The following is an 18,871-nucleotide window of genomic DNA, read 5'->3' on the forward strand; positions in this document are numbered from 1 at the left end:
GGCTTGAGTTTTAACGAAGATAAATTAGACAGAGTTTGTGTTGCAGTGAACGGCGGTAATGAGCGTTCTACGGACATGGCTAATGAAATTTAATATTAATCAATAGGAGCGGGTAACTTGATATGATTCATAGAGCTGTAGAGTAAAGATATCAGATCAAGTACTTGGAAAATCCCTTTTAATAAATTTAACAGCCACCTTCTGGCGTTTTTTCTAGCTCATGCCAGATTCTTGTATACCTAATTAGGTATAAAAACTTTCAGTTAACTTGGTTGCATTTTTACCTTTGCAGCTAGGAGCAATTAATTGCACTATGTCACTTGACACATCTGCGAAGTGACCAGCTCGATCTCTCATTGCCTTTAACTTTCCGTGAAAGTCTTTAATTCCTATTTTTATCAGCCTGTTCTTCGCCTCTTTATATTTGAGTGACTCCGGCCCAGTTCCAAGAGTTATAAATTCTGGCGCAATTTGCTTTGTCACTAGCAGCGAAAATTCAACGGCCACACCTTCTTCAAGATAATTCGCTCCTTTTCCATAAGGTGGCCTACGTCGCGGGTCTAGAAGGTGAATTGTTTCATGTGATAATTGATAGATGCAGAATGACCAATCATTTGCAGCTTTCCTTGTTAACTCAGCATGTGCTCCGCCTTTTGAAAAACCGACCTGCGGAGCATTAGGATCATCCGTAAATATTGGTGGATTAAGAGTTATCAGAGGATTTCGAACTCCATATAACTCTTGGGCAAGAGCATCAAGCCTACATTGTAATTCCCATACTTTTTCAGGCGATTCAACAGGCGGCTCTTCAGGAACTTCAAAATTGATATTCATAGTCATGACAGTCTCAAGAACAGTATATATGTTGTCGGCACGTTAATGAATAACTTTAACTTTTAGTAGTTAATCATTATCACAGCATCAAATGAAAATCGCTTATGGGATACCTGTCGTGGTCATAGGCGGAAGCCTAAGTTTGGAAAGGTTGAGCTAGGATGCCAGTTGCGAATACTTTCAGTGGATAAATGCCCACGCGCTTTGGGAAATGAAGGCTTTTTGACCAGTTGCTCATTCATCACCGGAGGAAGGCCAACTGTTTTTCTAGTCCTGCAGTTGGCACGAGGCGGACAGCCAAACGTGCTGTTCGTGTGCTGCGAGCGAGCAGCGGACGTTATGACTCTTAACAATGATGTAGTTATAGATCGAATGTAAAAGAAAGCTTATCCTGAATTAAGTTAAAACATTCGAGTTTGGTGTGGGAAATGAAAAGAGATAAAAAGTCAAAAAGAAACAAAAAGCATATTGGTCCTCGTTTCAGAAATTATACAGCAATGGAAAAAACTTACATGTGTCTTTATAAAAATTTTGAAAGTGCATGTGAAGTTGCTACAACAATATCATTAAACCAGAGCGGGATTGATACAGACGGACGAGGAATTCGGGCTGCTAATATCTTCACGCGGCAATTACTGACGTCTTACAGTCTTAAGAAACTGTTACCAGAGCTACAAATCGGAAGTGATCCTGACAAAGGCTTATGGGACGTGACAACAATCGCACTAGTCTCCAGAAGTATAATGGAAAACTTTCAGGCACTTTATTATTACGGAACGGAAGCTATTTCTGAAGTGGAGGCGGACTTTCGGTTCCATATTTTCCAGAAAGATAGAAACGCGAAATGGCGTGACATCAGGATTAAAGCAGGCGTACCGGCAACGGAGCTAACCAATTTCATCAGCGGAGTTCCTGAACAACGCGATCGAATTTTAAATCACGAATTCTATAAGACCTTGAGCAAAGACAAACAAAATAGCCTTAAGAATCGGGCGGGAATGTATTATACCAAAGCTGATTTTGAAACGCGCTGCCCTAGGTTAGCCAACATTGAACTTCATTATCAGTTACTCTCAAATCTAGCTCACCCTTTGCCTTTGGCAATTGATAGAATTGATGAGCTTCGTGGGCATGGCGAATCTGGTGACGCTGATATCGCTCTAGTTAACGTTTCTCTGGGCGTTGCCACAGATTGCCTAATAGGCTCTATCGAGGAGATGGGAATGAAATTCGCTGATACCCTCGGGGCAACGTTCCGCCCATTAATCCAAAAACTTGTCGAATATCCCGACTGTATTTAACTTTGAGAACTGCTTTAATCCAAGATGTGTCTGCTCCTGGCACATAGCGGACTTTTTCTAACGGAAGTTTACAGGCTATCTACAATTAAATGTCGCTGGTTTTAATGCGTTCAATGAGCTCTTTGCCCTGATTTTTGGGGCTGTTAACGCGGGTGCTGACAGGGTGCCAGTTAAAATCACTCACCGGTAATGCCGCGTCCTTCGCAATTTCCTCAGCTAGCTTTGGTGTTGTGTCTTCATTCAGCCACTCCAGGACGGAATCTGCCGACAAAACAAGTGGACGTCGGTCATGAATATCCAGCATGCCATCACTGCTGGCCGACGTCACAATCAAAAAACCTTCGTGGCCGTGCGGGTCATCAAACGGCGCTTTACCGATCGCTGCGAAGAACAGCGGGGCGTGGTCTTTATGATAAATGAAGTAAGGTTGTTTCTTCTCCTCGTCTCTTACCCATTCAAACCAACCATCTGCAAAAACAATCGCGCGGCCATTGGCCCATAGCGACTTAAACATTCGACTTGATGCTGCCGTTTCGACGCGCGCGTTAATAAGGGCCTGCTTATTCCACCACTCAGGACCGTAACCCCAGTAAACCGGATCGAGGCACAGCTGCTGCTCACGTTCGTTCAGGAGCAATACGTTTGTGCCCGGCGCTACGTTATAACGCGCGATAGGTTCCGGGTCGTGTATGTAATCGGTGTCGCTAACGCCGATAGCGTCAAAATAGATGTCACGGCTCTGGTACTGCGCAAACCTTCCACACATAGACTTTTCCCCCTCTATAAATGATAGCGGTCTAGGCATGCTGCGCATTGATTCACTATGCATTGAGCTATTGCCGAAATCAGCGAGTGAACCCGCTTTTAATTTTTCATTCGGTAATTAATTTAATGTTCTCCCGTTTTCTACATCGGAGCTGGACGGAGGCACCTGAAAATGGTTTTCAGGTGCCGGCCGTCAGCAGGCGAGGCGCATAGCGCCGCGTCAGTAATTCATTTTAGTTATAACAAACACGAGTATCTGGCACCCCTTCAGTCAGCATTCGCGCTGACCTCTAAATTTTTATTTTTCCAAAAAGAGTTAACGGCTGAACCCGACGCCGGGATTTCGCATGCTTACCGCATTCAATAACCACTGGAGGTGCATATGAAATCTTTTCGGCCGGCAACACGACTTCTGTTATGCGGCGGTGTGCTGGGCCTGATCACACTCGCGTCCTCTCCTGTATCAGCATCTGAGAAAGACGAGCTGGCATCCGCGCAGCGGATGATCGTCCAGGTGCAGGCTTCTCTGGAACGGGCGCGGGTTGCCGCAGCACAGGCTGATCCATCGGAACGTGGCCGCTATTTCTTCGATTACCAACGGGCAAACGGCGACCTTAAAACGATCAGCGTCGGCATTGACCGCTATCTGGAACCCACGCGTGCTCAGCCCCGTGATTTATCTGGCGTGGCGGGAAATTACCGCCGGGAGCGCCCCTGATGGCGATGACCGCTGCACAGGAAGCCGCCTTTAAAGCGGCGTCGGGAAATGTGGAACCGAATCTGCTGCACCTGCTCTGTCTCGGGCTGCTGATCGCCTTTCTTTTCTTCTGGGCAGCATGGGCAATCGTTGACGTTTACTCAGGCTGGACCAGTCAGCGGCTGAAGGAAGGTGTCATGGGCAGAGCCATTGTCCGCTCAGTTTTGTTGTTAGTCGTCAGTATCTGGATGTTTTGCAGTTAACCCTTAACCCACTCTATTTACAGGTGAAATCATGTCTAAGTTTGAATTTGCAGTAATCCGCGTAACCGCTAAAGCCAAATCAGCCTGGGCGCGTATCCTGACGGCCGGCATGTTAAGTGCCGTGGCCGCCAGACCGGCGTTAGCCGACCTGCCGACCGTGGAAGGTCCGACCTCCAGCGGCACAGGCACGGGCCTGATGGGCACGCTTAGCGGCCATGTACAGGACGGGCTGGTTCTGGGCGGCCTTGTGTTATGTGGATTTGCATTCTTTAAGGTGGCGGAAGCGGGCCTTGTTACCTTCGGTGAGGTGCGCAATGACCGCGCTTCCTGGACTAAATTCGGCTCCATTGTTGTCGTCGGCGTGGTGATGCTGGTTGCGGTTATCTGGCTGCTGGGCAAGTCCGCAGAAGTCATCGCTTAAGGCTGATATCCCGATGGCGACCATTAAATTCTTACCGGATCGCCTGAACGCTGAGCCAGTCGTATTTCGGGGGTTTAATACCCCCGAGTTAGGGCTGGCGGCGCTGACTGGCGTGCTATCCGGCTTTGTCCTTTCATTGCCCTTCGCCTTCCTGTTTGGCTGGCTTGCTATTCCAACCGGCACGCTACTCTTTCCCCTCGTTTTTATTGCTTTTGGCGGTAAATGGCTCGCCAGCAAAAAAAGAGGAAAACCGGAAAATTATCTCTGGCAGCAATTTGAACTGAAAAAGTGCCGCATGGGGCTGGGCGATATCAGTTTAATCATTCACTCGCGGGGCTGGTCCCTGCGACGCAGCAAAAACCTCAGGAGTAGCAAATGAGTCGTTTTCGCCACGCGGTTAAGGGCCGCGATCAGCATATTTTCACCCTGCGGGCGGCGTGCGTCGTGTTGCTGCTCTTACTGGTGACCGCAATGGGCGGCTGGATGAGAGCGCCTGAAAAGCTGACCATCCATAACCCGCCAGACCTGCGCAAAGGGAGTACGCGCCCGTGGTGGGAGATCCCGCCGCCAACCGTTTATGGCTTCGCGTATTACATCTTCCAGCAGCTCAACGCCTGGCCTAAGAACGGTAAGGCGGATTATCCCGCCCGCATTCAGTCGCTCTCAGCGTATCTGACGCCGCAGTGCAAAGCGTTTCTTGAGGAGGATGCAAAGGTACGCGGTGAAAAAAATGAGCTCACCGATCGTGTCCGCGTGGTGTACGAAATTCCCGGTCGCGGCTATTCCGGTGACAGCGTGAAGGTTATTGACCGCAATAACTGGACCGTGAAACTCGATCTTGTTGCTGATGAATATTACCTCACCGAACCGGTAAAACGCGCCATGGTGCGTTATCCCCTGAAAGTCGTGCGCTGGGACGGTGACTCTGAAACGAATCCGTTTGGCATGGCGCTGGACTGCTATGAGGGTATTCCGCAACGCCTGTCTGCCGCGCCTGAAGAATCAAAACAGAAGAATAAGGGGATGTTCTGATGACACCATCATTTACCCTCAGCCCCCGCGCCTGTCTTGTCGCGCTGTCACTTTCAATGCTGCCGGCAGCCGCAATGCATGCCTCGCGGGCACAGGCCGATGAACTGATGAAATGGGAACGCGTACCGCTGCAGATACCGCTGAAAACCGGTCAGGAGCGCGTGATCTTCGTTGATAAAAACGTGCGCGTCGGGTTTCCCCCGGCGCTGAACGGCAAGCTGCGCGTGCAGAGCACCGGCGGCGCGGTGTATCTCAAAGCCGACAGTGATTTTCCGCAAACCCGCCTGCAGCTGCAGGACATGGAGAGCGGTGAAGTGATCCTGCTCGACGTACGCACGACCGCTGCTGCGTCTGCCGAGCCGGTTAAAATCATTTACAGCGGTGACGTCAGCACGGTCAGCAGCGCAGATGGCAACACGGGTGAGAAATCCGGCGGGGAGCGCAGCACCCCGCAGACGAAACGAAAAAAAAGCTACAAGGCACCGATTCCGGTCCTGCTGACGCGCTATGCAGCCCAGAACCTCTATGCCCCGGTACGCACCGTTGAAGCCGTGCCGGGAATACACCCTGTTAATCCGCACCTGCCATCACGCATTACCACGCTGTACCCTTCTGCCCCCGTGACCGTGTCACCGGTTGCCGGCTGGGGCGTGGCGGGGCGCACCGTTGTTGCCCTCCGGATCCGCAACAGTTCTTCCGGTAAAGTGATTCTGGATCCGCGTGAGTTGAAGGGCCAGTTTGTCACGGCCACTTTTCAGCATCGCTGGCTGGGTGCAGCCGGTACACCGGAAGATACCACCGCGCTCTACCTCGTCACGTCAGGGCGTCCTGATGACGCTTTTGTGCGTGAGCCGTCCACTGTCCGCAAGGCCGCTTCCCGTCCGGCTCAGAAGGTGATCCGTTATGAAAATTAAGTCAAACGGGCTGGTCAAAGTGATGATCCCGGCCATTCTGGTCGGAGGCGGCTTTATTGCCCTGAAAAGCTATAACAGTAAGCCGCAGGAGCCCGCTGCACAGGCAGCCCATGCGCAGACCGATGATGCGCTGAAGAGCCTGTCACCCCAGGAGCTCAAGGCGCTCGGCATCGAGGGCGACACCCCACAGGATACGCTGAAAACGATCGTTGGCTCGCTTAACGCCGTCCGTCAGCAGCAGGATTCACTCAACAAGCAGAATGCAAGGCTGCTGGACGAAAATGAAAAGCTGCGCGAGCGCAATACCAACGTGTCCGGTCAGGTAAATGAAGCCGTGCAGGGTGTGGAAAAAAATTACCACGAGCGTGAGAACCAGATGCGTCAGCAGCAGAACGTCCTGACGTCAAAACTCAACGAGCTCACAAATAAACTGCAGAATGCCGGCAAAGGTCTTGCTGATAAGGCAAAAGGTCAGGACGGCGATATTCCACTGGGGCTCGGTCTCGACGGCATGGGGGCCGGCGGCGGAAGTGCCCCGGCCTCCGGCAGCGATGGCCTGATGTGGGTGACGCCGCAGGACAGCCCCGCCACCTCTTCAGCACAAAACAGCGGCAGTGCCGGAAACAGCGCCGGAGAGTCCCGATTCCCGACATCCTTTCTCAGCGAAAACGCCCTGACAAAACAGAAAGCCAGCTACGAGCAGCAGGTCAAGGGCTCGACGGCTGAAAAAGGCGCTGAAGACGAAGCCGAACCGGTTTATACGCTGCCTGAAAACTCCACGCTTATCGGCAGTCGTGCGATGACGGCGCTGCTCGGCCGCGTGCCGATTAATGGCACCGTCACCGACCCGTATCCTTTCAAGGTGCTGATTGGTAAAGACAACCTGACGGCCAACGGCATCGAGCTGCCGGACGTGGAGGGGGCAATCGTCTCCGGAACCGCCTCAGGTGACTGGACCCTGTCCTGCGTGCGCGGTCAGGTCAACAGCGTCACGTTTGTGTTCACCGATGGCACGGTTCGTACTCTGCCCAAACCGGACCGCAGCGGCAAAGGCGGCAATAACAGCAACCAGAACGGCGGGAAAGAGACCGGCACCAGCGGCGGCATCGGCTGGATTTCAGATGAAAACGGGATCCCCTGCATCTCCGGCACGCGCAAATCGAATGCCTCAAGCTATCTGCCAACGATCGGGCTTCTGGGTGCAGCCGGCGCGGCGGGTGATGCCATCGGTCAGAACCAGACGACAAGTCAGACAAACGCCTACGGCGGGGTGACCTCGACGCTGACCGGCGACGCCGGGCAGGCCGTGCTGGGCAAGGCGATTTCAGGCAGCTCGGATGAAATCACCGAGTGGGTCAAACAGCGATACGGCCAGACGTTTGACGCGATTTACGTGCAGCCGGGGGTGAAACTGGCCGTACACATTACCCGCGAGCTGGCGATCGATTACGAAGATAAGGGCCGTCGCGTGCGATATGACTTTACCCTGCCAGGCGAAGACGGCAGCACCGGCGGACTGGACTGAGGAGAATAACCATGAGTATGACTTCAAAATTCGGGATTTTCATGATTGTTGCAGCCAGCCTGCTTGCCGGCTGTTCCACGAACAAAGATGAAATGCTGCCGCCTGGCAACAGCAATATGCTTGAGCTGTGGAAAGGCACCGACGGTGAATCGGGAGCGACACGCGGCAGTGAAGCCCGCAGCACGCTGCGCCGTGGGCTTTCGGACGGAGAGCTGCAGGCTGCGTTCAGCGACGACCGGAGCTACAGCCGCACGCAGGAATCGGAAATCAGCCAGCAGTTTCCGCGCCTGCCTAACCCTGACATGGTGATGTACGTGTTCCCGCATCTGGCGCAGGGTAATACTCCCGTGCCGGGTTACAGCACCGTTTTCCCATTCTATGACCAGACTCAGTACGCCATGCCAGGTGAACGTACGGAGGCCCTGTAATGTTTGGACTCTTTAAAGGGAAATCAGCCAGTAAGCCCGCTCATCTATCCGACGTCTCCGAGCAGACCGGCCCCGAGCCGGTTACGCGCCCGGGTAAGATGTCTCATTTCGATGAAAAGCGCGTTTACGCGCACAATCCGTCCATCGTGGACTATCTGCCGTGGGCAGAGTTTCAGGATGAAGAGCAGTGTCTGCTGCTCGATGACGGGATGTCCGTGGGTGCCGTGTATGAAGTGACGCCGGCGGCAACCGAAGGCCGTCCGGATGAGCGCCTGGAGCAGATCCGAGACGTGGTGGAAGATGCGCTGCAGGACAGCTTTGACGACCTGGCGAACAACCCCTGGATTGTTCAGTTCTTCTGCCAGGATGAAAATAACGTTGATGCCTGCCTTGACCGTCTGCGCGGTTACGTCAAACCGCACGCGCAAGACAGTGAATTTTCGGAAGGCTGGCTTAAAGAAACGGAACAGCACCTGCGCGGCATTGCCCGCCCTGAAGGGTTGTTTGAAGACAAGCTGATCACGGGCCAGCCGTGGCGCGGTCAGCAGCGACGCACGCGCATGGTGATATACCGCTGGGCGACCAAAAACAGCGGTGATTTAATGTCACCTATCGGCATGCTGAATCAAGCGTGCGACCGGCTCTGTAGCGCGTTCTCCAGCGTGAACATCGTCTGCACCCGTCAGAATGGCCTGCAGGTACACTCCTGGCTGCTGAGGATATTCAATCCGGCACCTGAAGGCATGGACAAAGAAGCCTTTTACCGTGCAGCCGCCTATCACGACAGCCGTGACACGGCTGCAGGCATGATCCCGACGGAGAATGACTTTGCAGAAACCCTGCTGTTCACGCCTCCGCGTTCTGACGTGGAAAACGGCGTGTGGTGGCTGGACAACATTGCGCACTCCGCCATTTCCGTTGAGCGCCTGCGTAAGCCGCCTGAGCCCGGCACGCTCACCGGCGAAAAGAGTCGCGGAGAAAAGAAAATTAATGCTCTGATGGATACGTTTCCTGAAGGCACCATGCTGTGCATGACGGTTGTTGCTGAGCCGCAGGATACGCTGGAGGAGAAGTTTAACCGCCTGGCGAAAAACGCCATCGGTGAAAATACCGAGTCCGGCCGCGTCCGCCAGGACGTCGCAGTGGTTAAAGAGCTGCTGGGTAACCGCCACAAACTGTATCGCGCGGCCATCACCTTCTTTCTGCGGGCAAAAGATATGCCCGAAATGAACCGTAAGCGTATTGAGCTCAGCACTGTGCTGCTGAACGAAGGGCTGCAGCCGGTTCGCGCCGAGCATGATACAGGTCCGCTGAACACCTGGCTGCGGGCGTTGCCGATGTGCTTTAACCCTCAGCACGACAAGAAAAACTGGTATACCCGGCTGACCTGGGTCCAGCATATTGCCGGGCTCCTGCCAGTCACCGGCCGCGAGACGGGGACCGGCAATCCCGGATTCAGCTTTTTCAACCGTGGCGGCGACGTGCTGGACTTTGATCCACTGAACAAAGACGACCGCTCTCAGAATGCACACATGCTGCTGTTCGGACCTACGGGTGCAGGTAAATCAGCCACGCTCTGCTCAATGCTCTGTCAGCTGATGGCGGTTCACCGCCCGCGCCTTTTTATCGCGGAAGCCGGTAACAGCTTCGGGCTGACCGCCGACTACTTCGAGAGCCTGGGCCTGACGGTCAATAAGGTCAGCGTCAAACCCGGCAGCGGTGTGTCACTGCCGCCTTTTGCTGACGCGCATAAGCTGTTTGACAGCGACGCGCCCGCGCCGGCGATTAATGAGAGCGATCTGCCGGATATTGAAGACGACCCGGAAGATGATGAAAACGGCAAGCGTGACATTCTGGGCGAAATGGAAATTTCTGCCCGAATGATGATCACCGGCGGTGACCCAAAGGAAGATGCCGCGCTGAAACGTGCCGACCGCGCCATGATCCGCGAAGCGCTGATCATGGCCGCACGCAAAACCCTGGACGAAGGTCGGCAGATGCTGCCGGGTGATCTGCAGAATGCGCTCAACACCATCTCAGTGGAGTCTGAGAACCAAAGCGGACAGGTGCGTAACGAATCCCGCCGGGCAAAAGCAGCTGAAATGGCCGAGTCGCTCAGTATGTTTACGCAGCAGGGCAGCTTTGAAGCTGAACTGTTCAACCAGGAAGGTTCTCTATGGCCGGAGGCTGACGTGACGCTGATTGACCTGGCGCACCTTGCCCGCGAGGGATACGAAGCGCAGATGGCGCTCACTATGGTGTCGCTGACGAACACCATTAACAATATAGCCGAGCGGGATCAATACCTTGAGCGCGATATTGTTTTTACCGTGGATGAGGCGCACGTTGTGACGGTTAATCCACTCCTAGCGCCCTATATGACCAAAGTAGTTAAGATGTGGCGAAAGCTGGGTGCCTGGCTCTGGCTTGCCACGCAGAACCTTGAGGATTACCCGAACGCTGCAGGCAAGATGCTGAACATGGCAGAATGGTGGATCTGCCTGACGATGCCGAAAAAAGAGGTGGAAGATATCGCCCGTTTCCGGACGCTTTCAGAGGAACAAAAAGCTGTGCTGCTTTCCGCCAGCAAGCTCTCACGATGCTACACCGAAGGGGTTGTGCTCTCGAAAAAAATTGAAGCGCTGTTCCGTGCCGTGCCGCCCAGTCTTTACCTTGCGCTCGGGATGACGGAGAAAGAAGAGAAGGCCGAGCGCAAAGCGCTGATGCGTAAACATAACTGTTCTGAGCTGAATGCTGCGATTCTGGTCGCGAAAAAGCTGGATCGTCTGCGTGGACTGATGACGACTGACGCGGCTGGGATGCCCGAAAACAACGATAAGAGAGAGATGCTGACCGCATGATTAAGCTCAAGTATGCGCAACCTGTGACCCAGCGGCCTGTGCCGGATGAAACGCCTACCCCGGTCATGTTCAGTCTGCATCCGCAGGGTGAACCTGCGATGACAGCCACGACATCTGAGCGTCTGGCAGCACTGGAAAATGCGCTGAGGTCACGGCTACAGCCACCGGTCACGATCACCTGTAACCCGCATCGTATCGGTAAGAGCAATTGTGTTTCAGTGCATCTTGAGGACCGCAGGGGTAAACGTGCGGACATTCTACTAACGCAGGAAGGCCGCGCCGGACTTCCCCTTGATCATGAGTTTGATTCTCCGCGCTGGCACGTAAACGTACCTGACGCGGCTGATATGGTTTTCCTGTCGCTTTGGATCAACAATATTTTTCTTGGCTAAGATCAAACTCAGCATTAAGCCGGCTCTATAGCCGGTTTTTTTATGCTTAATGATCTAGGAATCGTGTGTGGCAATGTCCGCTGTGAGCGAAAAGCGGAAGTTGCTTTTCGCTCATACATCAGCAAATGAAAATGGTTTGAGCGAAAATATCGATAAAACAGAGCAGTCATTTGAGGAGGGAGTAACACGACTTTCTAATTACATGAAAAGCGCCCTGTATAAACGAACAATATAATCGGCATTAGGGTTTGTGCGTTTATCACCCATACGCTCCTGTATTGCCTGAACTGCAATATCTCGGCGCACAGGTAATCGTACCTTTTCCGCTGAAGCCAGCGCGGATTTCATTTGTCCATATGTGAGGTCCGTGCAGTAGCACGGAGCACCGGGCTGTTGCCGCCAGGACTCATCAAGGTTACCCGCATCAAAGGCATCGAATCCCGTATCATTGACAAAATCCATGATTACTATCTTGTGCTCTTCGATATTCCCTGCCACCGGAATTGCAATACGCACTGGCGATCCCGCTGTTGAACCTTTCCTGGCGAGAGAATCTGAACCTATGGCATTCCATGCCTTGATCAGGGGACGGTTCAAGAGATGTGCCACCCACTGACTTTCAACCTCACCATCTGAGAAAGTGTCAATGATGCCATCACGATGTGGATAGTAGTTGGAGGTATCAGCAACGATAACATCCTGAGGCAGATTGCGTATCAGAGGCGCAATATCAGCAAGCTTCGCCATAGGTATGGACAGGATAATTACCTGCGCATCCTGCACGGCACTGGCTGTATCAGATGCTTCAGCGCCCGTTTCAAGCACATCGGGGTCTATCGTTTCTGGTACGCGTGAATTTGCGACTTTTACGAAATGACCCGCAGCTGCAAGACTGCGGGCAAGTGTTTTACCGATATGACCGGTTCCCAGGACAGCAATCTTGTACTTGTCTCTATGTGTCATAAGCACTCCTCTTTAACTCAGGCCGTTACTGCACGGTTACGTTTGACGATCACATCATGTGTTAGATGATTGCCTGCGGACATGAATTCCCTAATCAACGCATCTCTGTTCAGTGGTGCGCGGGTTTTATCCGCCGCCTGAAGGGCCGCTCTAAGCTCTGCGGCGTTAAGCTCAGTGCAGTAGGCTGGGGTACCGGGCTGTTGCCGCCATGATTCGCTAAGCATACCGGCGTCAAATGCATCGAAACCACTCTGACTGACCAGCTCCATCACAACAGACTTTGCTGCGGAATCGTCGCCCGCAACAGGAATAGCAATACGGGACGGAGAACCTGCATCCTGACCTTTCTCTTTAAGCGTCTCGGCCAGAACAGCATTCCAGGCTTTGATGAGATGGCGCTGAACTGTTTCACTGGCGTACACGCTTTCAGGCTTACCTTCACGGATCTCAATAATGTCCCCGTCACGGAAAGGATAATAATTAGACGTATCAATGACGATCACGCTTTCAGGGACGTCGCGCATTAACTCAGCAAGTTCGGTATGCTTATCAAAGGGTATAGAGAGGATGATGACGTCCACTTCTCGTACGACCTCCTGGCGATCAACCGCCAGTGCTCCCACTTTTCGCGCCAGCTCTGCAATGCTTTCCGGTCCTCTCGAGTTCGCCAGTTTGACGTCATGGCCCTGCACAGAGAGCTTGTTTGCCAGCGTCGCACCAATATTTCCGGCGCCAATAATGCCTATTTTCATAGCAGTACCTTTTGTATGAGTGGAGGATGATCAGTTATCAGCGGGATGGGCAAAGCCATTCAGGGTATCCCGTAACTCCTCGAGCTTTTCATCCGATAGCTGACAGGCTGATTTGATTCTTTCGGTTACGAGCCACAGCTCACTTTGCAAAGCGAGCCCCTCATCCGTAAGGGTAATGAGAACTCGTCTTTCGTCTGCGCGGTCACGTGTACGGATTATGCGTCCGGCAGCCTCAAGGCGTTTGAGAACGGGCGTAATGGTGCCGGTATCCATGCCAAGCTTATTCCCGATATCCCCCACGGTGCGCGGGGTGCCATTAGACAACTCCAGCATGACCAGATACTGTGGGAAGGTAAGTCCCAGCGGGTCCAGGAACGGCTTATGTAACCGGTTCATTCGGCTCGCCGCACCATATAACGCAAAAGAAAGTTGTGTGCCTATTTCTTGCCGTGACTGCTTGTTCATATGCCAACCTATTATCTAGCTTTTGATTATCTAGCGCACTAGATAAAAGCATATAATAAACTTTTCGTTGGCTAAAGAGTGATGAATAAGTAATTCGTGCGTTATGACATAGGCAACAAATCAGACTAAATCCTTTCTAGGCTGTTAAAGGTCAGTTTCTGGTACTTAGCGTGAAGCGGACATTTGTAGCTGAAGTAGAAAAAATGATATTCATTGCACTGCATATTGAGGGATGCCCCTCCCTGGCTAGATTTGACCGTCCACAAAAATTCCCCATAGTTCTTCCACTGCGCGAGACATTCTTGCCGCTGGGCGGAAAAGCCGAATATCAATAGGCACCCATAGCCCACTGTCTTTACCGGCAGCAACGGCAATTTCGCCAGTTTCAACATCCGGTGCAGCTAGCGTCTCTGGCAGCCATGCAATGCCGTCTCCTGCTTTGACCATAGCCAGAAGCGTGGCAGCAAGATCGGCTGTGAAGGCGATATCCATCCCACGTCTGGCACGATTAACTTGCGAAGTATTTGAAAGGATTCTGCCAAGTCCGGACTCAGCGGAAAACGAAAGAAACGGGAATTTTCTTCCCGTTTTAGCCTGCCAGATAGGTAGACGGGTCGCGGTGTCACACCGGGAATAAGGCAGTAATGTTTCCTGACCAAGCCTGACGCTGAGGTATTTGGACTGATCCAGGTTAATGTGCATGTGAGGGTGGAAATAGCAGAGCAAAAATTGCGCGTCACCTTTTTCAATCATACGCTCACACGCGCTGAGCGTATCAGAAAGAAGACGAAATGAGCCGAAGCGCGCAATTTTCTCGTTGTTGCGCATAAGCGCAGGAAAAAATGAGAACGAGAGAGAGTGCGTTGCGGAAAAAACAACGTCTGGTCTGGTTTCTCCTGCAGCTTCGATGGCTTCACTTCTCAGGGTATATAGCGCGCGAATAAGATCCGGTATTTGCGTAACGAATATTTCCCCCGCCCTCGTCAAACTTACCCCGCGTCGGTTTCTTTCAAACAATGGCGTTCCCAACCACTCTTCAAGCGAAATAATTCTTCTGCTGAATGCAGGCTGCGTCACATATCGAGAAGCTGCTGCACGTGAAAAATTAAGAGACTGTGCAAGCGCAACACAGTCTTCAAGCCATGTTAACTCTAAGTGATGCCGATTTTGCATTACAGCCTTCCTCTTTGGCATTAGAACAGCATGTGTTAAATGCTTAGGATGGGTTTCAGAGAGGACTAAAGGTCCTAAGGCACTACGAAAATGCATTATGTCTATAAATATATGGCATTAGGCAAATACTTCGCAGGCAAATATCAAATTGAGTCTGACTGAAAACATCCGGAGAGAACATGCGTATCCTTGACGTTGTAGAAATAACCAAACCGATTGCTTCCCCCATCCGTAACGCTTACATCGATTTCAGTAAAATGACGGCTAGCCTGGTAGCCGTTGTGACCGACGTTGAAGTTGATGGGAGACGCGTTGTGGGATACGGATTTAACTCTAACGGTCGTTATGGTCAGGGCGGCCTTATACGTGAACGCTTTCGCGATCGTATTCTGCAGGCCGAACCCGAAAGTCTGCTGAATACCAGAGGTGACAACCTGGATCCGCACAAAATCTGGGATGTGATGATGAGCAATGAAAAACCAGGTGGTCACGGTGAACGCTCAGTTGCCGTGGGAACACTGGATATGGCCATCTGGGATGCCACGGCAAAAATCGCAAATAAACCGCTGTTTCGCCTGCTGGCAGAAATGAAAGGCGTTGAGGCAAATCCACGCGTATTCGTCTACGCGGCTGGCGGTTATTATTATCCGGGAAAAGACCTGAGCGCTCTGCGTCAGGAAATGCGCGGTTATCTGAACCGTGGTTATAACGTCGTAAAAATGAAGATTGGTGGGGCATCTCTTGAAGAAGATCGCCGCCGTATTGAGGCCGTTCTTGACGAAATTGGTAGCGAGGCCCGCCTCGCGGTTGATGCTAATGGCCGCTTCGATCTTGAAACGGGCATTGCATACGCAAAAATGCTGCGCGAGTACCCGCTCTTCTGGTACGAAGAGGTGGGCGATCCCCTTGATTACTCTCTTCAGGCCGCGCTGTCAGAGTTTTATCCCGGCTCAATGGCAACAGGTGAAAACCTTTTTTCACATCAGGATGCGCGAAATCTTCTGCGTTATGGCGGCATGCGTCCGGACCGTGACTACCTGCAGTTTGACTGCGCGCTCTCTTATGGACTTGTTGAGTATCTTCGCACGCTGGACGTGCTGGAACAGTTCGGCTGGTCACCTTCACGCTGTGTGCCTCACGGCGGGCACCAGATGTCATTGAATATTGCTGCAGGTCTAGGTCTGGGCGGCAACGAAAGTTATCCGGACCTGTTTCAGCCATATGGCGGCTTCCCTGACTCAGTAAGAGTGGAAGATGGCCATATCATCATGCCTGAACTGCCGGGCATAGGTTTTGAAGGCAAATCTGATCTCATTAAAGAAATGCGTGCTCTGGCTGAATAACTTCAGCCGGATTTATCGGCTTCCTTAGTTGCTTATTATGCCCCCGCTATTGTGCCGGGGGCATTGCGGAAATCACCTATGAAACTTTTAAGTTATCTGACTCCAGATGGATATAAAAGTTACGGCATACTTAATGCTGAAGGAATTATAGATCTGAGAAGCAGGACAGATATTGACACTCCAGATCTGAAAAGTTTTATCAGGGAGAAGGGAGTGTCAGAAGCAGATAAGTATATCAATGCTGAAATTGATTATCAGTTATCTGAAATCACTTTCTTACCGCCAATTGAAAATCCAGGAAAAATACTTTGCGTAGGAATGAATTATCAGGATAAGCGCACGGAATTCAGTATTACATCGGACGCACCGACAATATTCATTCGTTTTTCAGATTCTCAGACTGCCCATCTTGGAGAAATCGTTAAGCCAGCCCAGAGCGACCAACTTGATTACGAAGGTGAACTGGTCATTATCATCGGGAAGTCAGGTCTGAATATTTCTGAAGCAGAAGCAGCGGACTATATTGCCGGCTATTCCTGCTACATGGATGGTTCTGTTCGCGACTGGCAACATACCTGGTTCACCGCAGGTAAAAACTGGAGTAAGACCGGCGGATTTGGCCCCTGGCTGGTCACCAGTGATGATGTGAACGATCCACAAAAGCTAAAGCTTAAAACCTGGCTAAATGGCGAGATCGTTCAGCAGGACAACACTGGAAATATGGTTCATAAGATAAATAAAATCATCAGCTATATGAGTACATTCACTCAACTTTCACCTGGGGATGTCATTCTGACGGGATCACCAGGAGGCGTTGGTCGATCTCGTAATCCACAGCGTTTTCTTAATGAAGGCGATATTATCGAGGTGGAAATAGAGTCTATAGGTCGACTGACTAACCATGTCGTATCAGCATCAAAATAACAATTAAAATTTAAGCTAGCTGACATTTAAAAGGAGCTTAAATCAGCAATTCCTCCCCTACATATGCACCAAATGAGGAAGTTATCATGAGTGAAAATGCTCTCAGCGGTAATAATATTATCGGGAAAAAGCGCTGGACGATAATATTACCCGCCGTCTTTATAATGTATACCATATCTTTCTTTGACCGCGTCAATATTGGTATGGCGCTGCCGCATATTACTGCTGAAATGGGGCTAAGCCCGGTTGAAGCTGGCTGGCTTGGTGGCGCATTTGCATGGGGCTATGTGGCTACGCAGTTTACTGCGGGATGGCTGGCGCTCCGCTTTGGTTCAAGAAGGATCATCGGCCTCAGCCTGTTTCTGTTTGGCGCCTGCGCCATGTTGACCGGCCTGACGCGTAACTTCAGCGAACTCATTGCTATTCGCTTCTTTCTGGGCCTGGCAGAGGGGCCCATTCAGGCGGCTACGGCTATGTTTTTAGCGCAGTGGTTCATGAAACCAGAACGCGGCCGTGCTTTTGGTATCTGGAACCTGAGCCTTGGAGCTGGCGCATTTCTGGCAGGCCCGATTTCCGGCTGGATTCTGGCCCATCACGACTGGCGCTTGATGATGGTCATTGAAGGCGCTCCGGCGTGGCTGTTTTGCATCATCTGGTTTTATCTGGTTCCAAAAAGCATTCAGGCTGCAAGCTGGCTCAGTGCCGATGACCGCAATCACATCCAGAAAGAATTGGCTGCCGAACAGTCGAACTATGTGAAAGAGAAATCTGACCCGTGGTGGACCATTTTGAGAATCCCTGCGCTCTGGCTGATGCTTATCGGCTACTCATTGCACAGCATGCTCGCTTACGGATTCACGTTGTGGCTGCCGACTGCGCTCAAAGGGTATGGCACGTTAAGTGAATTTATGATCGGTCTTATTAGCGGCATGCCTTTCCTTATGACCATGATAGGTATTTGGTACATAACCAGACGCTCAGATAAGTACAACCAGGAGCGACGTCTGCACGCGGCCATCCCAACAGTGCTGTGCGGCATTGCGCTGTCGGCGGCTGCTTTTGTACCACTGTCATATTACTGGTTGCAAATTGTCCTGTTTATGTTTGTCGGTCTGACTATGAAAATGCTTGTTCCGCTGGTTTATGTGAGGCTAACGGAGATCCTGCCTACGAAGAAAGCAGTGCCTGCCGTAGCCTTTGTCGGCGCGTGTAGTAATTTTATCGGACAATTTGGCGGGCCGCTTGTCGCAGGTTATCTCAAACATCTGGGTGGTGGAATGGACATGACGCTGGCGTGGGGCGTATTGGGGCTATTCTCCATAGTTGGCGGAATATTATTTGCTCTGGCTGTTGGGAAAAAGGAAAGCGTATGGAATGTCGGGCAGGCGTTCCGGGTCTCGCCACGTCGGAATCTTCCCGCTGGAGAATAACTCATGCCAGCCTTTAACCTAAGCGGCAAACAGGCTGGCATTTTTTGGAATTCATATTGTCTACAGCAGAACGGTAGATGGCTGATGTTGAAAGCCATAGTTTTACAAAAAATTCATGCTAAATATCTAGACGCATATTGCGCAATTGAATCAATAAATACTCTGAGATCCCCATTCAGATCCCCTTAAGCCACACGAAAAGACGTCCGCTTTTGGCACAAAGCTGCCCTCATTGTTTAACTCCATGATTGCGGTGGTGAGAGGTTCAATCACTGATTATTGCTGCACTAACCCTGCCTCAGTAATTTTCAAAATCGGGAAAAGAGTTTACAGCTGAAAGCCTGACCAAGCGCTGCCACTCTGACGGTATGTTACCGTAACGGAGATC

The 18,871-nt window shown here is 51.6% G+C and carries 19 protein-coding genes and 1 pseudogene; 14 read left to right on the forward strand and 6 right to left on the reverse strand.

The window, feature by feature from the left end:
- Positions 1-243: 243 nt before the first annotated feature.
- Positions 244-840, reverse strand: coding sequence for a hypothetical protein (locus PanJK_RS22785; protein ID WP_265303239.1), 597 nt, complete (start codon positions 838-840; stop codon positions 244-246).
- 422 nt (positions 841-1,262) lie between these two features.
- On the opposite strand from PanJK_RS22785, the gene PanJK_RS22790 reads away from it, so the two are divergent.
- A complete protein-coding gene (locus PanJK_RS22790) occupies positions 1,263-2,135 on the forward strand; it encodes a hypothetical protein (protein ID WP_265303242.1) in 873 nt (290 codons plus the stop codon).
- Between the two features lie 85 nt (positions 2,136-2,220).
- On the opposite strand, the gene PanJK_RS22795 is transcribed toward PanJK_RS22790, so the two are convergent.
- Positions 2,221-2,901 (reverse strand): SOS response-associated peptidase family protein, encoded by a 681-nt coding sequence (locus PanJK_RS22795; RefSeq protein WP_265303244.1) that lies wholly within the window; start codon positions 2,899-2,901, stop codon positions 2,221-2,223.
- A 381-nt stretch (positions 2,902-3,282) separates the two neighbouring features.
- Here PanJK_RS22795 and PanJK_RS22800 point away from each other — a divergent pair, with 381 nt between their 5' ends.
- Genes PanJK_RS22800 through PanJK_RS22845 form a run of 10 tightly spaced genes read left to right on the forward strand, consistent with a single transcriptional unit; the run spans position 3,283 to position 11,433 of the window.
- Positions 3,283-3,618: an RAQPRD family integrative conjugative element protein gene (locus PanJK_RS22800; protein WP_265303246.1), complete on the forward strand. Its 336-nt coding sequence runs from the start codon at positions 3,283-3,285 to the stop codon at positions 3,616-3,618.
- On the forward strand, positions 3,618-3,860 hold the full coding sequence (locus PanJK_RS22805; protein ID WP_265303248.1) for a TIGR03758 family integrating conjugative element protein: 243 nt from the start codon (positions 3,618-3,620) through the stop codon (positions 3,858-3,860). Before PanJK_RS22800 ends, PanJK_RS22805 begins: the two co-directional genes overlap by 1 nt.
- Before the next feature lie 31 nt (positions 3,861-3,891).
- Positions 3,892-4,281: a TIGR03745 family integrating conjugative element membrane protein gene (locus PanJK_RS22810; RefSeq protein ID WP_265303250.1), complete on the forward strand. Its 390-nt coding sequence runs from the start codon at positions 3,892-3,894 to the stop codon at positions 4,279-4,281.
- Between the two features lie 13 nt (positions 4,282-4,294).
- On the forward strand, positions 4,295-4,660 hold the full coding sequence (locus PanJK_RS22815) for a TIGR03750 family conjugal transfer protein (RefSeq protein WP_265303253.1): 366 nt from the start codon (positions 4,295-4,297) through the stop codon (positions 4,658-4,660).
- The gene (locus PanJK_RS22820) at positions 4,657-5,313 is read left to right on the forward strand and encodes a PFL_4703 family integrating conjugative element protein (protein WP_265303255.1); all 657 of its coding nucleotides are present in this window, start codon (positions 4,657-4,659) and stop codon (positions 5,311-5,313) included. Before PanJK_RS22815 ends, PanJK_RS22820 begins: the two co-directional genes overlap by 4 nt.
- On the forward strand, positions 5,313-6,227 hold the full coding sequence (locus PanJK_RS22825) for a TIGR03749 family integrating conjugative element protein (protein ID WP_265303259.1): 915 nt from the start codon (positions 5,313-5,315) through the stop codon (positions 6,225-6,227). Before PanJK_RS22820 ends, PanJK_RS22825 begins: the two co-directional genes overlap by 1 nt.
- The gene (locus tag PanJK_RS22830; RefSeq protein WP_265303261.1) at positions 6,217-7,752 is read left to right on the forward strand and encodes a TIGR03752 family integrating conjugative element protein; all 1,536 of its coding nucleotides are present in this window, start codon (positions 6,217-6,219) and stop codon (positions 7,750-7,752) included. Before PanJK_RS22825 ends, PanJK_RS22830 begins: the two co-directional genes overlap by 11 nt.
- 11 nt (positions 7,753-7,763) lie before the next feature.
- On the forward strand, positions 7,764-8,180 hold the full coding sequence (locus PanJK_RS22835) for a TIGR03751 family conjugal transfer lipoprotein (protein ID WP_265303263.1): 417 nt from the start codon (positions 7,764-7,766) through the stop codon (positions 8,178-8,180).
- The gene (locus PanJK_RS22840; RefSeq protein ID WP_265303267.1) at positions 8,180-11,041 is read left to right on the forward strand and encodes a conjugative transfer ATPase; all 2,862 of its coding nucleotides are present in this window, start codon (positions 8,180-8,182) and stop codon (positions 11,039-11,041) included. The genes PanJK_RS22835 and PanJK_RS22840 overlap by 1 nt, the downstream gene beginning before the upstream one ends.
- Positions 11,038-11,433 (forward strand): hypothetical protein, encoded by a 396-nt coding sequence (locus PanJK_RS22845; RefSeq protein ID WP_265303269.1) that lies wholly within the window; start codon positions 11,038-11,040, stop codon positions 11,431-11,433. The genes PanJK_RS22840 and PanJK_RS22845 overlap by 4 nt, the downstream gene beginning before the upstream one ends.
- Before the next feature lie 198 nt (positions 11,434-11,631).
- On the opposite strand, the gene PanJK_RS22850 is transcribed toward PanJK_RS22845, so the two are convergent.
- From PanJK_RS22850 to PanJK_RS22865, 4 genes and pseudogenes are all read right to left on the reverse strand, one after another.
- Positions 11,632-12,396 (reverse strand): NADPH-dependent F420 reductase, encoded by a 765-nt coding sequence (locus PanJK_RS22850; protein WP_265303271.1) that lies wholly within the window; start codon positions 12,394-12,396, stop codon positions 11,632-11,634.
- A gap of 17 nt (positions 12,397-12,413) precedes the next feature.
- A pseudogene (locus tag PanJK_RS22855) lies at positions 12,414-13,154 on the reverse strand (NADPH-dependent F420 reductase); the annotation flags it as partial.
- A gap of 24 nt (positions 13,155-13,178) precedes the next feature.
- On the reverse strand, positions 13,179-13,613 hold the full coding sequence (locus PanJK_RS22860; RefSeq protein WP_265303273.1) for a MarR family winged helix-turn-helix transcriptional regulator: 435 nt from the start codon (positions 13,611-13,613) through the stop codon (positions 13,179-13,181).
- 246 nt (positions 13,614-13,859) lie between these two features.
- On the reverse strand, positions 13,860-14,786 hold the full coding sequence (locus PanJK_RS22865; protein ID WP_265303276.1) for a LysR family transcriptional regulator: 927 nt from the start codon (positions 14,784-14,786) through the stop codon (positions 13,860-13,862).
- Positions 14,787-14,965: 179 nt separating this feature from the next.
- Here PanJK_RS22865 and PanJK_RS22870 point away from each other — a divergent pair, with 179 nt between their 5' ends.
- From PanJK_RS22870 to PanJK_RS22880, 3 genes are all read left to right on the forward strand, one after another.
- A complete protein-coding gene (locus tag PanJK_RS22870) occupies positions 14,966-16,129 on the forward strand; it encodes a mandelate racemase/muconate lactonizing enzyme family protein (protein WP_222925292.1) in 1,164 nt (387 codons plus the stop codon).
- Between the two features lie 78 nt (positions 16,130-16,207).
- Positions 16,208-17,053: a fumarylacetoacetate hydrolase family protein gene (locus PanJK_RS22875; RefSeq protein WP_265303282.1), complete on the forward strand. Its 846-nt coding sequence runs from the start codon at positions 16,208-16,210 to the stop codon at positions 17,051-17,053.
- An 86-nt stretch (positions 17,054-17,139) separates the two neighbouring features.
- On the forward strand, positions 17,140-18,483 hold the full coding sequence (locus tag PanJK_RS22880; RefSeq protein ID WP_265303284.1) for an MFS transporter: 1,344 nt from the start codon (positions 17,140-17,142) through the stop codon (positions 18,481-18,483).
- The last annotated feature ends 388 nt before the right edge of the window (positions 18,484-18,871 follow it).

This window comes from Pantoea sp. JK (genome assembly GCF_026130245.1).
Lineage (GTDB): Bacteria > Pseudomonadota > Gammaproteobacteria > Enterobacterales > Enterobacteriaceae > Pantoea > Pantoea trifolii.

Bases quoted from the DNA above. Each gene is read 5' to 3' on its own strand.
- PanJK_RS22785 (WP_265303239.1), bottom strand. From the start codon at position 840: ATGACTATGAATATCAATTTTGAAGTTCCTGAAGAGCCGCCTGTTGAA.
- PanJK_RS22790 (WP_265303242.1), top strand. From the start codon at position 1,263: ATGAAAAGAGATAAAAAGTCAAAAAGAAACAAAAAGCATATTGGTCCT.
- PanJK_RS22795 (WP_265303244.1), bottom strand. From the start codon at position 2,901: ATGTGTGGAAGGTTTGCGCAGTACCAGAGCCGTGACATCTATTTTGAC.
- PanJK_RS22800 (WP_265303246.1), top strand. From the start codon at position 3,283: ATGAAATCTTTTCGGCCGGCAACACGACTTCTGTTATGCGGCGGTGTG.
- PanJK_RS22805 (WP_265303248.1), top strand. From the start codon at position 3,618: ATGGCGATGACCGCTGCACAGGAAGCCGCCTTTAAAGCGGCGTCGGGA.
- PanJK_RS22810 (WP_265303250.1), top strand. From the start codon at position 3,892: ATGTCTAAGTTTGAATTTGCAGTAATCCGCGTAACCGCTAAAGCCAAA.
- PanJK_RS22815 (WP_265303253.1), top strand. From the start codon at position 4,295: ATGGCGACCATTAAATTCTTACCGGATCGCCTGAACGCTGAGCCAGTC.
- PanJK_RS22820 (WP_265303255.1), top strand. From the start codon at position 4,657: ATGAGTCGTTTTCGCCACGCGGTTAAGGGCCGCGATCAGCATATTTTC.
- PanJK_RS22825 (WP_265303259.1), top strand. From the start codon at position 5,313: ATGACACCATCATTTACCCTCAGCCCCCGCGCCTGTCTTGTCGCGCTG.
- PanJK_RS22830 (WP_265303261.1), top strand. From the start codon at position 6,217: ATGAAAATTAAGTCAAACGGGCTGGTCAAAGTGATGATCCCGGCCATT.
- PanJK_RS22835 (WP_265303263.1), top strand. From the start codon at position 7,764: ATGAGTATGACTTCAAAATTCGGGATTTTCATGATTGTTGCAGCCAGC.
- PanJK_RS22840 (WP_265303267.1), top strand. From the start codon at position 8,180: ATGTTTGGACTCTTTAAAGGGAAATCAGCCAGTAAGCCCGCTCATCTA.
- PanJK_RS22845 (WP_265303269.1), top strand. From the start codon at position 11,038: ATGATTAAGCTCAAGTATGCGCAACCTGTGACCCAGCGGCCTGTGCCG.
- PanJK_RS22850 (WP_265303271.1), bottom strand. From the start codon at position 12,396: ATGACACATAGAGACAAGTACAAGATTGCTGTCCTGGGAACCGGTCAT.
- PanJK_RS22860 (WP_265303273.1), bottom strand. From the start codon at position 13,613: ATGAACAAGCAGTCACGGCAAGAAATAGGCACACAACTTTCTTTTGCG.
- PanJK_RS22865 (WP_265303276.1), bottom strand. From the start codon at position 14,786: ATGCAAAATCGGCATCACTTAGAGTTAACATGGCTTGAAGACTGTGTT.
- PanJK_RS22870 (WP_222925292.1), top strand. From the start codon at position 14,966: ATGCGTATCCTTGACGTTGTAGAAATAACCAAACCGATTGCTTCCCCC.
- PanJK_RS22875 (WP_265303282.1), top strand. From the start codon at position 16,208: ATGAAACTTTTAAGTTATCTGACTCCAGATGGATATAAAAGTTACGGC.
- PanJK_RS22880 (WP_265303284.1), top strand. From the start codon at position 17,140: ATGAGTGAAAATGCTCTCAGCGGTAATAATATTATCGGGAAAAAGCGC.